This is a genomic window from Oceanisphaera sp. (genome assembly GCF_048268965.1).
Classification (GTDB): domain Bacteria; phylum Pseudomonadota; class Gammaproteobacteria; order Enterobacterales; family Aeromonadaceae; genus Oceanimonas.
Genome location: NZ_JBLWUK010000009.1, coordinates 19203 through 34263 on the forward strand (window position 1 = coordinate 19203; position 15061 = coordinate 34263).

Annotated in this window: 11 protein-coding genes; 7 read left to right on the forward strand and 4 right to left on the reverse strand. The window is 52.2% G+C overall.

Translation table 11 applies throughout. From position 1 onward, the window contains the following. Positions 1-55 precede the first annotated feature (55 nt). The 4 genes from wecB to ACN0VL_RS06220 form a co-directional block, all read right to left on the reverse strand. Positions 56-1174: a non-hydrolyzing UDP-N-acetylglucosamine 2-epimerase gene (gene wecB, locus ACN0VL_RS06205; RefSeq protein WP_417615570.1), complete on the reverse strand. Its 1119-nt coding sequence runs from the start codon at positions 1172-1174 to the stop codon at positions 56-58. A 211-nt stretch (positions 1175-1385) separates the two neighbouring features. Then, the gene (locus tag ACN0VL_RS06210; RefSeq protein WP_417615572.1) at positions 1386-3596 is read right to left on the reverse strand and encodes a polysaccharide biosynthesis tyrosine autokinase; all 2211 of its coding nucleotides are present in this window, start codon (positions 3594-3596) and stop codon (positions 1386-1388) included. A gap of 124 nt (positions 3597-3720) precedes the next feature. After that, positions 3721-4155, reverse strand: coding sequence for a low molecular weight protein-tyrosine-phosphatase (locus ACN0VL_RS06215; RefSeq protein ID WP_417615574.1), 435 nt, complete (start codon positions 4153-4155; stop codon positions 3721-3723). Between the two features lie 242 nt (positions 4156-4397). Then, entirely contained in the window at positions 4398-5516 is a 1119-nt protein-coding gene (locus ACN0VL_RS06220; protein WP_417615576.1) for a polysaccharide export protein, read from the reverse strand. A 703-nt stretch (positions 5517-6219) separates the two neighbouring features. Between ACN0VL_RS06220 and ACN0VL_RS06225 the strand changes: the two genes are divergently transcribed. From ACN0VL_RS06225 to ung, 7 genes are all read left to right on the forward strand, one after another. Then, entirely contained in the window at positions 6220-6417 is a 198-nt protein-coding gene (locus ACN0VL_RS06225) for a hypothetical protein (RefSeq protein ID WP_417615578.1), read from the forward strand. A 212-nt stretch (positions 6418-6629) separates the two neighbouring features. Next, positions 6630-7295, forward strand: a complete 666-nt coding sequence (locus ACN0VL_RS06230) for a YjbF family lipoprotein (RefSeq protein WP_417615579.1) — start codon at positions 6630-6632, stop codon at positions 7293-7295. Then, positions 7292-8041: a capsule biosynthesis GfcC family protein gene (locus ACN0VL_RS06235; protein ID WP_417615581.1), complete on the forward strand. Its 750-nt coding sequence runs from the start codon at positions 7292-7294 to the stop codon at positions 8039-8041. Before ACN0VL_RS06230 ends, ACN0VL_RS06235 begins: the two co-directional genes overlap by 4 nt. Next, a complete protein-coding gene (locus ACN0VL_RS06240; RefSeq protein ID WP_417615583.1) occupies positions 8038-10206 on the forward strand; it encodes a YjbH domain-containing protein in 2169 nt (722 codons plus the stop codon). The genes ACN0VL_RS06235 and ACN0VL_RS06240 overlap by 4 nt, the downstream gene beginning before the upstream one ends. 561 nt (positions 10207-10767) lie before the next feature. Next, positions 10768-11217 carry an REP-associated tyrosine transposase gene (locus tag ACN0VL_RS06245; protein ID WP_417615585.1) on the forward strand — a complete coding sequence of 150 codons (450 nt, stop codon included), beginning with the start codon at positions 10768-10770 and terminating at the stop codon, positions 11215-11217. A 1579-nt stretch (positions 11218-12796) separates the two neighbouring features. After that, on the forward strand, positions 12797-13657 hold the full coding sequence (gene tesB, locus ACN0VL_RS06250) for an acyl-CoA thioesterase II (RefSeq protein WP_417615587.1): 861 nt from the start codon (positions 12797-12799) through the stop codon (positions 13655-13657). 377 nt (positions 13658-14034) lie between these two features. Further along, a complete protein-coding gene (gene ung / locus ACN0VL_RS06255) occupies positions 14035-14703 on the forward strand; it encodes a uracil-DNA glycosylase (RefSeq protein WP_417615589.1) in 669 nt (222 codons plus the stop codon). The last annotated feature ends 358 nt before the right edge of the window (positions 14704-15061 follow it).

Here is a 15061-nt window from a genome sequence, read left to right on the forward strand (position 1 = left end):
AAAAACCTTGAGGAAATGGGAAGTAGGGAATAGGGAATAGGGAATAGGGAATAGCCTATTTGGCCAATGTTTCCAGGATACGGAAGCAAGCCTCACCGTCGCCATAGGGGTTATGCGCCTGGCTCATGGCAGCATAGGCGTTGGTATCGGTAACCAGTGCAGCAACCTCCTGGATAATTTTGGTTATATCTGTGCCTACCAGTTTTACCGTGCCGGCGGCTACGGCTTCTGGCCGCTCTGTGGTATCGCGCATCACCAGCACCGGCTTGCCCAGTGAAGGGGCTTCTTCCTGAATGCCGCCGGAATCGGTAAGAATAAGGTGGGCGCGGGTCATCAGGTACACAAAGGGCAGATAATCCTGAGGCTCGATCAAAAAGATGTTATCCACGCCCTTGAGCAGGCGGTTTACCGGCTCCTGCACATTGGGGTTAAGGTGCACGGGGTAAAGCACCTGCACATCCGGGTGCGCCTCGGCAATATTTTTAAGTGCCTGACAAATACGCTCGAAACCGCCACCAAAGCTTTCTCGCCTATGCCCAGTAACCAGCACCAGCTTTTTGCTGCTATCCAGAAAGGGATAGGCTGCCGCCAGTGATTGTTCTAGATGCTGACTCATGGCTATTTTATTGCGAACCCAGAACAGCGCATCGATCACAGTGTTGCCGGTTACGGAAATATCGGCAACGTTCACGCCTTCTCTCAACAGGTTCTGTTGAGAAGTCTCGGTAGGCGCCAAGTGATAACGGGTAACCGCACTGGTGAGCTTGCGGTTGGCTTCTTCCGGCCAGGGAGAATAGATATTGCCGGTGCGCAGACCTGCTTCCACATGCCCGACCGGGATTTGCTGGTAATAGGCCGCCAGTGCGGTGGCGAAGGTAGTGGCGGTATCGCCGTGTACCAGTACCGCATCCGGTTGGAATTCTTCCAGCACCGGTTTCATGCCCAGCAAAATACTGGTGGTCACATCGTTCAGGCTCTGACCTGGCTTCATGATGTTGAGATCGTAGTCCGGAGTGATTTCAAACAGCTCCAATACCTGATCCAGCATCTCGCGATGCTGGGCAGTCACACAAACTTTGGCTTCAAAACGGTTATCAGCGGCCAAGGCGTGAACCAGGGGGGCCATTTTAATGGCTTCCGGCCGGGTGCCGAATACGGTGAGGACTTTTTTCATTGTTATTTACCCCGAAATTTAATCAGAAAGCGAACCGCAGGTCGAAAGAATTCAAACTGCACTGGATCCCCGTCCCCACCTACGCGAGGATGACGTTCCTTCGCGGAAACGACAATAGGTGCCCAAAAACAACAGCAGAGCGGTCGAATACTCCTTCCACAAAAAGTGGCCCCTACGAAAGAACGTTGGAATCGTCCAGCTAAAGCTTTATTTAAGACTTGTATTCGTAGTTGTAGTAGCCGTAGTTACCATAACCGTAGGCTGATGCTTTACGTTCTACCCCGTTGAAGACGATGCCTTTAACAACAATGCCATTTTGTTGGTAGCGACGTTGGGCCACTTCTACTTCTTTTAGCGGGTTTTTAGCAAAGCGACTGACCATGAGCGTAGTGCCGGCCTGGGCGCTGATGATCACCGGGTCGGTTACCGCTAAGATTGGCGGTGTATCAACAATCACCAGATCATATTGCTTGCCTGCCTCTGCCACCAGTTTGCTGAAGTTGTCATGCATCAACAGCTCGGAGGGGTTCGGCGGCACTTGGCCACGGGGCATAAAGTGCAGGTTGTTTACTTCTGTGCTGTGTACGGCTTGCGATAATGCTAAACGCCCCGTTAATAGCTCGGACAACCCCTGCTCGTTCTTTGTATTAAAAATATTATGCAGATAGCCTTTACGCATGTCGGCATCGATTAACAGTACTTTTTGCCCGGACTGGGCACAAATGGCTGCCAGGTTAGAACTGATGAAAGACTTACCTACCTCCGGGCTAGGGCCGCCAATGGCAATGACATTGTTGCTAGCCTCCAGCATGGCAAAATGCAGGCTGGTGCGCAACGCACGAAGTGATTCTATGGCTAAATCGGTCGGGTTGTAAGTGGCTAATAACAGGCCACCTTGTGCTGCTGTTTGTTTGCGTTTGTTAAAGCCCAGTACTTTCTTTTGATGCTCTGCACTTAACGGCACGCTGGCATATACACTCATGCCTGCTTGTTCAAAGTCTTCCGGGTTTTCTACCCCGCGATTAAGCATGCCGCGCACCAGCACCAGGCCCACACTCAGCATGCCACCCAACAGGGTAGCGATGGCCACAATCAATTGCTTTTTGGGTGCTACCGCCTTGGGCTCTGCTACTGCATCATCAATAATGCGTACATTGCCCACGGTGCCGGCTTTGACTATGTTCAGCTCTTGCACCTTGTTAAGCAGCTGAATGTAAATCTCCTGGCTTACCTGCATATCGCGGGTCAGGCGCAGTACTTCTTGCTGCGTAGCCGGCAAGTTTTCCACCTGGTCGGCCAGCTGTTTTTTGTCTTTGAGCAGTGCCTGCTTTTTCTCCAGCAGGGCCTGGTAGCTGGGGTGGGCACGAGTATACAATCGGCTGATTTCCGACTCTTTGAATGACAGCTCGTTGAGTTGCTTTTCCAGCTCCACTATCTGGGTGAGTACGCTCTGGGTTTCCAGCCCCAGATCCACCGATTTATGTTGCTGGCGATACTGGTTCAGTCGCTCTTCGGCCTGATCCAGTTTCGCTTTAAGCTCTGGCTGTTGCTCGGTCAAAAAGATGAGACTTTTTTCTGCCTCGGCGGACATGCGCTGAATATTCTGCAACAAATACTGGCGTGCCACCGCATTAAGAGTAGCGGCAATGTCGGCCTGGTCGGTGCCGGTCAGGCTAAGGGACAGGATGCCGCTGGCCTTGCCTTTTTCGCTTACACTTAAATATTCCCCCAGGTCGGTAATGGCCTGCAGGCGACTAGCTCGCATCACCGTAAATTCGGTCCCCGGACGGGCAACCAAATCAGTCAGCAGCAGGCTGATGCCGTTTTGTTCGGCAAGCTTGCCAGCCCGGCCACGCAGCAGCTCTGTGCCGTTATCATCCATCAGAACAAAGCCCTGCTCTGTGGCACGCAGGGTAAGTGGCTCATCCAGAAAATAGTCCGGCACCGTCAGCTGGCTCACTTTTATTTGTTCACCACCCCAGGCGTAACTGTCAAACAGGCTGGTCTCGGCCGGTTGTTCGCCCTGGTAACGACTTACCATAAAGCGGCCGAACAACGGAAAGTAGTTGGGTTCCACAATTATGTCACGCTTGCGCTCGTCGATAGCGGCCCCCAACACCATTCGGGAACGGATAAGCTCTATCTCTGCCGTGGCGTTGCTCTCTTGCGAGAACAGGTCGGTCATTTCACCCAGGGCGGGCATACCTGTGGATTTTTCTTCTACCTGTAGCAGAGCGTTAGCCTTGTACACAGGAGTGGCCAGCAGTGCATAGGCGATGCCAATGGCCATGGCTACGGCGGTTATGCCTATGATCAGCCATTTGCCGTCCAGCAGCTGGCCAAACAGGCGGCCCAAGTCTATTTCGTCATCTTGCGACGCCGACTGGTGAGGCGAGGTGTTAATAGTAGCTTGCTGTGTCATTACTATTTCTCTTGTTTAATTAAAGGTAAAGAGTGAAGAGTGAAGAGTGAAGAGTGAAGCAAACCTGCAGACACGGTTTATTACATGTAGTCCCCTTCCCCCATAACACTCCCCCCTTAACAATTTATTTAGCTAGCTTTTTCGCCCAGAGGTTGCAGTTGTTTGCTATTAGCTTATAAACGTGTTCGAAGGCTTCTTCGCTTTTTTTGTAAGGGTCGGGAATTTCCTGGTTATTGTTCCACTGCCCTAGTAAAAAGGTTTTGCCTCGGGCTTCGGGGGCCAGGCGGGTGATGCCTTCTTTATGGTTGTTTTCCATTACCAGGATCACATCTGCTTCGCGGCACAGCTGTTTGGTAAGCTGGCGGGCGCTGTGGGTAGGGCAAGCCAGACCGTGCTGCTCGGCTACTTTTTTGGCCGTGGCATCTATATCGTGATCTACCAGGGCACCAAGGCCGGCGGAATGCACGATTTTGTTGGGTAAGGCTTGTTTAAGCAGAAACTCGGCGGTGGGGCTGCGGCAAATATTGCCTACACAGACCACTAGAATATTATCAAACATTTTTAACTCTCAGATAAGTAAAGATTTTTCGCAACGGAATCCACGGACCACACGGAAATATAGAGATAAGATCTGAATAAACCTTTCTAATAGTTAAGACCTTACTAAAGTATACCTTGGTCACTTTTCGACCTTATCCCATCTTAATTTTTCCGTGTTCTTCCGTGGGTTCCGTTGCGAAGAGGTTTGAATGTTTGGTTTTGAATTAACTCAACATTAAACACTCACCACTGTTGCCCCGTTTATTCGCCGAGGCGTGAGCCGGTGTTTAGGCCAGACAATGTGGGTAACAGTTGACCAATAACGCGGTTCCAGCGGGATACCGGGGCGGCGGTTACATAGACAATGTCGCGTTCTTGCAAACGGAAGCTGTCGGCCAGCACCAGGGCGGCGGCATTTTTGGCATTAAGCTGATAAACATCGGCGATGCGGCCGCTTTCTTGAGGGGCGCGGCGGAACACAAATATGCCGGTCGCGTTTGCGGTAACCTGGCTGATGCCTTCGGCATCGGCCAGGGCTTCTGCCAGGGTTTTACCATTGCGGCCCATGGGCAGGGTTTGCTGTTTGCCTACTTCGCCCAGCACAAATACTTTGCTATCGTCGTTACGGTTAATGTTAATAACGTCGTTGGGCTGCAGCAGCATGTTCTGGCTTACGTCACCGTCTTTATACAGGTCGCGCAGCGAGAAGCGATAAGTTTGCTCGCCACGATTAAGCACCACGGTTTGCCAGTCGGCATGCTCGGTTACGCCGCCGGCCTTGCTCACGGCATCGACTAAAGTAAGCGGAATATTGGTAATCGGCAGAGTGCCGGGGTTTTCTACTTCGCCGGTCACGTATACCCACTTGGAGCGAAATGCGGCTATGGTCACGTCTACTTGCGGGCTTTCTACGTAACGGGCCAGACGCTTGCTGATAAGGTCGCGAACTTCACTGACTTTTAAGCCGGCTACCTGAATGTTGCCTATGTAGGGATAAAACATGGTGCCGTCGGTATGCACCCAGTTGCCGGCTTCTTCCGAGCTGCGGTATTGCCCGGCAGGGGTGGTCAGCTCGGGGTGATCCCACACGGTTACGCTTAACACATCGCCGGGGCCCACTAAATAATCGTACTCTGCTATTTGATCGCGAAGTGTTTTATCGGAGGCCGGCACGACGGGTTTGGCGACCGGCATAGCGGCCACAGAGCCTGCGGTAATGGGGTAAATGTCGATCAGCTCGCTTAAATCGTCACTCTGGTCGTGATATTGGTCCACCACAGTGCCGTACGAGTTAGAAAAGTGAGAGCCGGGGATCACGGTACAGGCACTGAGCAAAGCGCCGGTTAATACTAATGCTGGAACTGAATAGACATATTTCATTAAGTTAGATCTGCTAATAATTAATTAAGAAAAATTGACAGTAACTGTACTTGGTGGGGTATGTGGGCACTGTTGCGCAGCCAGCCAGATATAACCAACAACCGCAATGTATTAGGGTGTAATAATAAGCTGCATCAGCAGGACCACAGGCAACTAATCAAAAAACGACCTCATGCTGAATGCGATCTCTAACACAAAAAAAACACGCTACCGCCACAAGGTTACAGCCCCTTGATGCTGATACATTCTATTTACACTACTGATTTGTAAGCATTTTATTAAAAACAGCAGCGGTTTTCCTGTCGCACGGAAGCCTTAGCGCAAAGTGCATTGCAATATGCGAACGCTTGGCAAGCTAAAAATTTTGCGCAGTTTAGCACAAATTAATGTGCTGTGTAGCCTCAAAAAAGCGGGGGGTTGGTCAATACGCATAAATTAGCAACTTACGATATGGATAAAATAGCAGCTCCAATTATTTTTTTGATGAGCCAAGCACTTTTTTAAATGGTAATTTGTTCGCCAGTAGGTAAAAATTGAATGCTCTGTTGCTACAGCGCTGCTTATAAGCATTTTATACAGTATGCTGTACCGTTCGATGTACGGTTTATGATCAGGAGATTAAATATGAAGAAGACGACTATTGCTTTATTAATGGGCGCGGCGTTGGCCTTGCCTGTGCAGGCTCAAACCGAATCTGGCGCCGGTGCTGCCGCCGGTAGTGGTGCAGGTGCTGGTGGCGCTGCAACCGGTGCGGGTGCAACCGGTGCGGGTGCAACCGGTGCGGGTGCAGCCGGCGCTGCTGGTGCAGGCGCAGGTGCAGCCGGCGCTGCTGGTGCAGGCGCAGGTGCAGCCGGTGGTATTGCCGCTGGCACCGCCGTTAGTCTGGGTACCGCTGCGGTAGCCGCCGCCGCAACCGTGGCCGTGGCCGCAGGTATTGCCGTTGCTGCATCTGGTAGTAGCAACAGCGCTGGTGCCGTTACACCTGGCACTACTGGTACTACTGGTACTACTGGTACTACTGGCACCAACTAAGCTTAAGCTGCACATTTTGTTGTGTGTTGCTGATTATTTACCAAGGGGCTCAGGCCCCTTTTTATGTATTGTTGAACTCACATGATAAAAAAACCTTGTTCATGCCTATTGCTGGCAAGCCTGCTGGCACTTTCTGGCTGCAGCCAAAAGGTACACGACATTGGCGACTCGCTACGGGTGGCCGCTCTCGGCTATAACGATGTGCCCCTAACCCGGCAGCAGGTAGCCGCCCTGCCCTATGCCGCCATTCAACTAAAATGGGGCCATGGCCCTCGGGTGCTTTCTGCATTGGCCTTGGCAGAGGGCGAACAACTTAAATGGGTCACGCAAGATAAAAAAATGCTGGTTACCCAACATGGCCGCTTAATCAAGACCCTGGGCTTTGAACAGGATCTGGTTTACACCGGCAACTTGTCGGCAGACCCCTTGCCCCGCTTATTGACCTTGATGCAGCAACGCCAGGATTTGCGCTGGGCCAGTGAGCAAGACTGGCAACCGGGTTATATCAGCGGCTATACCTCTGTCTCGCGCTTTGAATATAACGGCGAAGAGTCACAAAACATTCTGGGTACGCCCGTTAGGTTGGTAAAATTCACCGAGCATGTGCGTTATTCCAAATTTAACCGCCAGCTACAGAATACTTTTTGGCTGTCGCCCGATAGCGGAAAAGTCATTAAAAGCCGCCAGTTTATTGGCCCGGGGCAACCCGAGGTAGAAATCACCTTTATTAAGCCTTATCAACCATGAAGCCATTATTTTTTGTGTTTTTCGCTTTGATCTCTGCTGCTGTTTCTACCCAGCTTCAAGCCAATACGGTGGTAGAGGTTTCACCCAACGCAGAGCTAAACCAACAATATTCCCAACCGGTACGCTGGCAGCAGGTGCTGGCCGCCTTGCATGAGGCAGGGGTGGATCCGCGCTGGTCGGTACTCACCAGCCAGGCCAAAGATGAGTTGGCAGAGCTAACCACATTACACCGCCAGGTAACAGACCAGCTTGAGCGCCTGGGGCAATACTGGGCACGCAAAGGCAACCATGGTGGCCTGCGCAGTACTTACGAGCTGCTGGCCCAGTTGCGCGCCCTACCCCTTGCTGCCTATCAGCCAGTCAGTATGGACTATGACTTGGTGCGACTGCAGCCAACGCACAACCCCTTGCTGGATGGCGAATACCGGTTAGCCTTGCGGGGCCGGCCCGATATTGTGTGGGCTCAGGGGTTGGTACGCCTGCCCGGTAAACGCCCCTTTGTGGGGGGCGCCTTCGCTTACGACTACGGTAAACGGCTAAGCACCCTGCCAGAAGCAGACTCGGACAATATATGGGTGATACAGCCAGACGGCGTTATTGTGAGCAGCGGCGTAGACCCCTTTGCACCGGAGTTTGTCGGTGTTGCCCCGGGGGCCACCCTGTATGTGGGCTTCAAGCATTTGCCTGCCGGTTTTGACGAGCTTAACCAGCAGATTATGACTCTTTTTGCGAACAAAAAACCATGAACCAGCCTTTTCACTTTTTTCATTTTCATTCTCTGCCCCTTAACTGTGCCGCTCTGGCCGCCGCCGTTGCCTTGATATTGCACGCCCCCGCCCGGGCCGATGAGCTGACGCCCTTTGTGCCCATGCCGTCTCAGTCCGACTTTGGTGGCACCGGCCTGATGCAAATGCCTTCTGCCCGCATGAACAAAGAGGGCGAGTTTAGCATCAACTATTTTGATACCGACCAGTACCGCCGTTACTCCTTGTCTTTGCAGCTATTTCCCTGGCTGGAAGCCACGGTGCGCTATGTGGATGTGCGCACCGTACTGTACAGCAACAGACCCGAATTTAGTGGTGACCAAACACTAAAAGATAAGGGCATAGATGCCAAGTTTCGGCTGCTGAAAGAACGCCAGTGGTTACCAGAGCTGAGTGCTGGCGTGCGCGATTTTGGCGGTACCGGGCTGTTTGCCTCCGAATTTGTCGCGGCCAGCAAGCGCCTTGGCCCGTTGGACTTTACCCTGGGCATGGGGTGGGGTTACCTGGGTGCCCGGGGCAACATCAGCAACCCCTTTTGCGAAGTGGCCGACAAATATTGCAGCCGGCCCGAAGAAAACCACGATAAAGTTGGCTCTTTTGAAATACAGCGCATGTTCAAGGGGCCGGCTGCATTGTTTGGTGGGGTCGAGTATCAAACCCCCTGGCAACCGCTGCGGTTAAAGCTGGAATACGACAGCAACGATTATGTGGATGATGCCACCCTGGGTAAATTTGAAGAAGCAGGCACCTTAGAGGTAGATGCGCCCATTAACGTCGGTGCGGTGTATCGGGTGTTCGACTGGCTGGATGTGCACGCGGGGCTGGAGCGAGGCAACACCATGAACCTGGGTGTGACCATGCGCACCAACTTCAATGAACTCAAGCCCAGCTGGAACGACCTGCCCCATCCTGAGTATCAGCCAGACAATCAGCCGGACATTCTGTCGGAATATGGGCAAGCGGACTGGGGCCGGTTGCAGGGTGACCTGGCCAGAAACGCCGGTTATGGCAACGCGGCTATCGTGCGCCAGGACAATACGCTGATCGTAACAGCCGAGCAGAGTAAATACCGCGACAGAGCCGAAGCCCACGCCCGTGCCGGTATGCTGTTTGCCAACCAGGTGCCGGCCGATGTAGAGCAGGTGCGGCTGGTAGAAACCAAGAAAAATCTGCCGCTTACCGAGCAGCAATTTGACATGGCTGCCCTGCGCCTGGCCGCAGATAACTCCTACATTGGCGCCAGCTTCAACGATGCCATGACCCGGGCCGAGCCAGGCGATTATGCCGATGCCACCGACGTGGCTGCAGTAGACAGCCGTTACCGTTTTGGCATATCACCGGTGCTGCAACAGTCGTTTGGTGGCCCCGAGTCGTTTTATATCTATCAAATTGGTTTGCTGGGTGATTTGGAAGTTAACCTTGCCGACCATTGGCTGGCCTCTACCGCCGCCTATATCAACCTGGCTGACAACTACGACAAAATAGATGAAAACTACCGGGGCAGGGTACAGGTACTACCACCGGTACGTACTCTGGTAAGAAAATACATAAAAGACAGCCCGGTACGGATGCAAAACCTGCAACTCACCTGGATGGACCGGCTGGCTCCCAACTGGTACGCCCAGGCCTATGGCGGCTATTTAGAGCTGATGTATGCCGGTGCCGGCGGTGAGGTGCTATACCGCCCTGCCGAGACTAACTGGGCGCTGGGTGCCAACCTTAACTGGGTAAAACAGCGGGATTTCGATTCTCAGTTTGGCATGCTGGACTATGCGGTAACCACCGGCCACCTGGGGGCTTATTACGAGCTGCCCTGGCTGGACGACACCCTGTTGCAACTGCAAACGGGCCAGTACCTTGCCGGCGACAAGGGCATGACCTTTGAACTTTCCCACAAGTTCGACAGCGGCGTAGTGGCCGGCGCTTTTGCCACCCTTACCAATGTGTCGTCCGAGGATTATGGCGAAGGCAGCTTCACCAAAGGCTTCTATATATCTATTCCGTTCGACTTGCTGACGGTACGCCCCAGCACCACCAGTTCGACCATCAGCTGGATACCGCTCACCCGCGACGGCGGCCAAATGCTGGGCCGACGCTACGGGCTATACGGGCTAACCGATGCTAGAGCACCGTTTTTTGGGCTTTAATAACATAAGCGCCAGGCGCCCAGCCCCCGGCGCCAGTCTCTAAGCACCAAAGATAACCAAACCCCGAGCCGACAAGCTCGGGGTTTTTGTTGTAGCCCGCCCACTTGTTCGGCGGCCAGCGTAGCTGGAACAACCAACACCACCAAACCGCGCGAATAAATATGCGCCTACAAAAAAATACGTCGTTTGTAGCCCGCCCACTTGTTAGGCGGCCAGCGCAGCTGGTACAACAAACCACACCAAACCGCGCGAATAAATATGCGCCTACAAAAAACACACGCCGTTTGTAGCTCGCCCATTTATTTGGCGGCCAGCGTAGCTGGTGCAGCAAACAGCACCACATCGCGCGAACAAGTATGCCCCTACAAAAAAATACGTCCTTTGTAGCCCGCCCACTTGTTCGGCGGCCAGCGTAGCTGGAACAACCAACAACACTAAATCGCACGAATAAATATGCGCCTACAAACCACGTATCACCGCGCGAACTCGTGTGCGCCTACAAATACATGCCACGCACCGCTAGACTCATAAACATTCATCACTACATTTCAAGGATGAATCATGACCTACCACGACGCATTGGCTGGCAGAAAATCCCTACCCTTTCAAATTTATCACATCACCATTTGTACCCATCAGCGCGCACCGCTATTCAGGTCTTGGCAAGCAGGACGGATTGTTGTTCAGGAGCTTAAATATTTGCAGGACAATCAATACGCTGATTCATTGGCATGGGTAGTGATGCCAGATCATCTCCACTGGCTAATGCAGCTGCGCGAAACGGCTTCTTTGCCGGGTGTACTAAAGCGTTTTAAGGGCCGTTCAACTTCTGCAGTCAATGGGCACCCGCAAAGAACAGGCCCTCTTTGGCAAAAAGGCTTTAACGAACATGCATTACGGAAAGAAGAAGATATCAAGCAGATAGCTCGCTACATAGTCGCTAATCCTCTTCGGGCTAATTTGGTGTCCAAAGTCGGGGATTACCCGCTATGGGATGCAATGTGGTTATAGCGCCTTTTGTAGCCCGCCCCGTCTCTTTGGTAAAGAGGACTTCGGCGGACCAGCGCAGCTGGTATAGCAAATAGCACCCCATCGCGCGAACAAGTATGCGCCTACAAAAACACACGCCGTTTGTAGATCACCCATTTATTTGGCGGCCAGCGTAGCTGGTATAGCAAACAGCCCCCAACCGCGCGAACAAGTATGCGCCTACAAAAAACACACGTCGTTTGTAGTCCGCCCATTTATTTGGCGGCCAGCGTAGCTGGTGCAGCAAACAGCACCACATCGCGCGAACAAGTATGCGCCTACAAAAAACACACGCCGTTTGTAGTCCGCCCCGTCTCTTTGGTAAAGAGGACTTCGGCGGTCAGCGCAGCTGGTATAGCAAACAGCCCCCATCGCGCGAATAAATATGCGCCTACAGAATACATCATCAACATCTGGCGTGGCTCTTTTTCAAGCTTTCAGCTTTGCCCCCTGTAAGAGATCTCTCAAGAATGTGGGGGACAAGGCGGTTTATGCTGCAGCCCTGAGCTCAAGCGTGTTCGCAACCATATGAATAACAAGACTTTATTGATTTAGAATATAATTTAACCAGACCAAGAGTTTGTTTTCAGGGTAACTTTGCCCGTTAAAGCTCGTATCATTACTACCAACAGCAAGGCAGCTGGCACGCAGGAAGCGTACAGGCAGGTAAGCTATCAGGAGCATCGGCAAGGAGCCGTTACAAGGACGAACAGGAAGCCTGAGAAGGTAACGTTGGTAAGGAAAGCCAGCAGCCGGGATGGCAACAGGACACGGCCAGGGCGGCCAAGAGGAACACCGCAGGATGCGAGCAGGGACACCTCCGGGAAGGAGAGCATGGTAGCAGGAGCAACCATTCAGGAAGAGTCAGTAACCCAAGGGAACGGGAAGAAGCAGGAGAGTAAAGTCAGGGACTGCAGGGAGCAACCAGGTTTACGGAACAAGCCAACGACACTTTAAAGGGCAACCACAGGTTGCCCTTTTTCTTTGGGCTGCGCGAACAAGTATGCGCCTACAAAAACACACGCCGTTTGTAGTCCGCCCACTTGTTTGGCGGACCAGCGCAGCTGGTGCAGCAAACAGCATCCCATCGCGCGAATAAATATGCGCCTACAAACACACACGTTGTTTGTAGCCCGCCCATTTATTTGGCGGACCCTGTGCAACAGGGTAAACATTAAGCACCAAACCGCGCGAACAAGTATGCGCCTACAAAACCACACGTCGTTTGTAGCCCGCCCATTTATTTGGCGGACCCTGTGCAACAGGGTAAACATTAAGCACCAAACCGCGCGAACAAGTATGCGCCTACAAACACACACGACGTTTGTAGTCCGCCCCGTCTCTTTGGTAAAGAGGACTTCGGCGGACCCTGTGCAACAGGGTAAACATTAAGCACCAAACCGCGCGAGCAAGTATGCGCCTACAAAACTCGTATCACCGAGAAAACATGTATGCGCCTACAACAGCATCGGCTTTGCGAGTCAAGGGGCGCTTGTTCGCTTTCCGATCTCCGCTTTCTTTGATAGCTTGTAAGACCAGTTGTATAAACAGGTAGAAATTGATGAGTCAGGCATTGGATGAATTATTGACCCTGCTGGCACTAGAGCCGTTAGACAAAGGCTTGTATCGGGGCCAGAGTATGGACTTAGGCTTTGGCGCCGTGTTTGGTGGCCAGGTAATGGGGCAGGCGTTGGCCGCCGCCAAATACACTCTGGAGCCAGAACGGCCGGTGCATTCATTCCATTCTTACTTCTTGCGCCCGGGCGATGTCAACAAGCCTATCATTTACGACGTAGAAACCATTCGCGATGGCAAAACTACTTCTACGCGTCGAGTACAAGCCTTGCAGCACGGCAAGCCGATTTTTTATATGACGGCGTCTTTTCAAGAGCCGGTGGCCGGTTTTGAACATCAGGCGCCCATGCCGAACGTTGCAGGTCCTACTGGGCTCACGCCCGAAAGTGAACGCATAAAGGCACTGGCGCAGTATTTACCGCCGTCGGTAAAAGACAGATGGCTGTCCGACAAGCCCATAGAAATGCGTCAGGTTAACTATGTTAACCCCATGCAGCCCGAAAAAGCCGAGCCGGTACGCCACATCTGGCTTAAAGCCAATGGTATCCTGCCCAACGATCCGCGCATTCATAAATACCTGCTGGCCTACGCCTCGGACTTTAATTTTTTGCCTACTTCGCTCATGCCCCACGGCCATTCATTTTGGGAGCCTCAGTTACAAGTGGCGACCATAGATCATTCCATGTGGTTTCATCAAGACTTCCGGTTTGACGACTGGATCCTCTTCGCCATGGAAAGCCCCCGCGCCATAGCTGGCCGAGGCCTGGTACAAGGCCGCTTCTACACCCAGGACGGCACCCTGGTCGCCACCGCCATGCAAGAAGGCATCATCCGTCAAAGACAGTGAAGGGTGAAGCGTAAAGCTGGAAGTTAAAACCAAAACCAAAACCAAAACCAAAACCAAAACCAAAACCAAAACCAAAACCAAAACCATTTTTGCAACGGAAGAACACGGAATCCACAGAAAAATCAAGATAAGATCGAAAAATGACCAAGTCATAAACTTTGTAAGGGCTTAACCATTAAATTGGTTTATTCAGATCTTATCTCTACTTTTCCGTGGGTTCAGTGGATTCCGTGGCAAATAATCTTAAAATATTAACTCAACATTCAACATTCAACATTCAACATTCAACATTCAACACTCAACACTCAACACTCAACACTCAACACTCAACACTCAACATTCAACATTCAACACTCAACATTCAACACTGGAATAAAATGACGTTAACCTGGAAGCAACTGATAGAACAAGAAAAGCAGCAGCCTTACCTTCAGCAAACCCTGGACTTTGTTGAACAAGAGCGCGCTGCGGGCAAGGTGATTTATCCCCCCGCGCAAGATGTGTTTAACGCCTTTGAATACACCCCGCTCAACCGGGTAAAAGTGGTCATACTGGGGCAAGATCCTTATCACGGGCCCAATCAGGCTCACGGCTTGTGCTTTTCGGTACAGACAGGCGTAAAGGTACCGCCCTCGTTGCGTAACATGTACAAAGAGCTGGCAAGCGACATAGCAGGCTTTGTTACGCCAGATCACGGTTGTTTAACCGGATGGGCCGAGCAAGGCGTATTGATGATCAATACCGTACTCACGGTAGAAGCCGGCAAGGCGCATTCCCACGCTAAACTGGGATGGGAAACCTTTACCGATAAAGTGATTCAAACCGTGAACGAGCACTGCCATGGTGTGGTGTTTTTATTGTGGGGCAGCCATGCACAGAAAAAAGGCGCGGCCATAGACTCCAATCGCCACCACATACTTACCTCCGCTCATCCCAGCCCCTTATCCGCCTATCGCGGTTTCTTCGGCTGCCAGCATTTCTCACAAACCAACCAGTTGTTAGAACAACAGGGTAAAGCACCCATCGATTGGACGCGCGTAATATAGCGCCGAGCGAAATAAAGGCCGATTTGGTGATGTGTTTGTAGGCGCATATTAATTCGCACAATGGGTGATGGTGTGTCTTGTAGGCGCATACTTGTTCGCGCGATTGGGTGTTGTTGGTTATACCAGCTGCGCTGGTCCGCCAAACAAGTGGGCGGGCTACAAAGGACACGCAGGATGTTGATGATGGTGTGTCTTGTAGGCGCATACTTGTTCGCGCGATTGGGTGTTGTCTGCCTACCCTGTTGCACAGGGTCCGCCGAACAAGTGGGCGGGCTACAAAGGACGCGCAGGATGTTGATAATGGTGGGGGTACATACCAAAACACCGAGCTGTGGCTCGGTGTTTTGGTTTTGCTGGG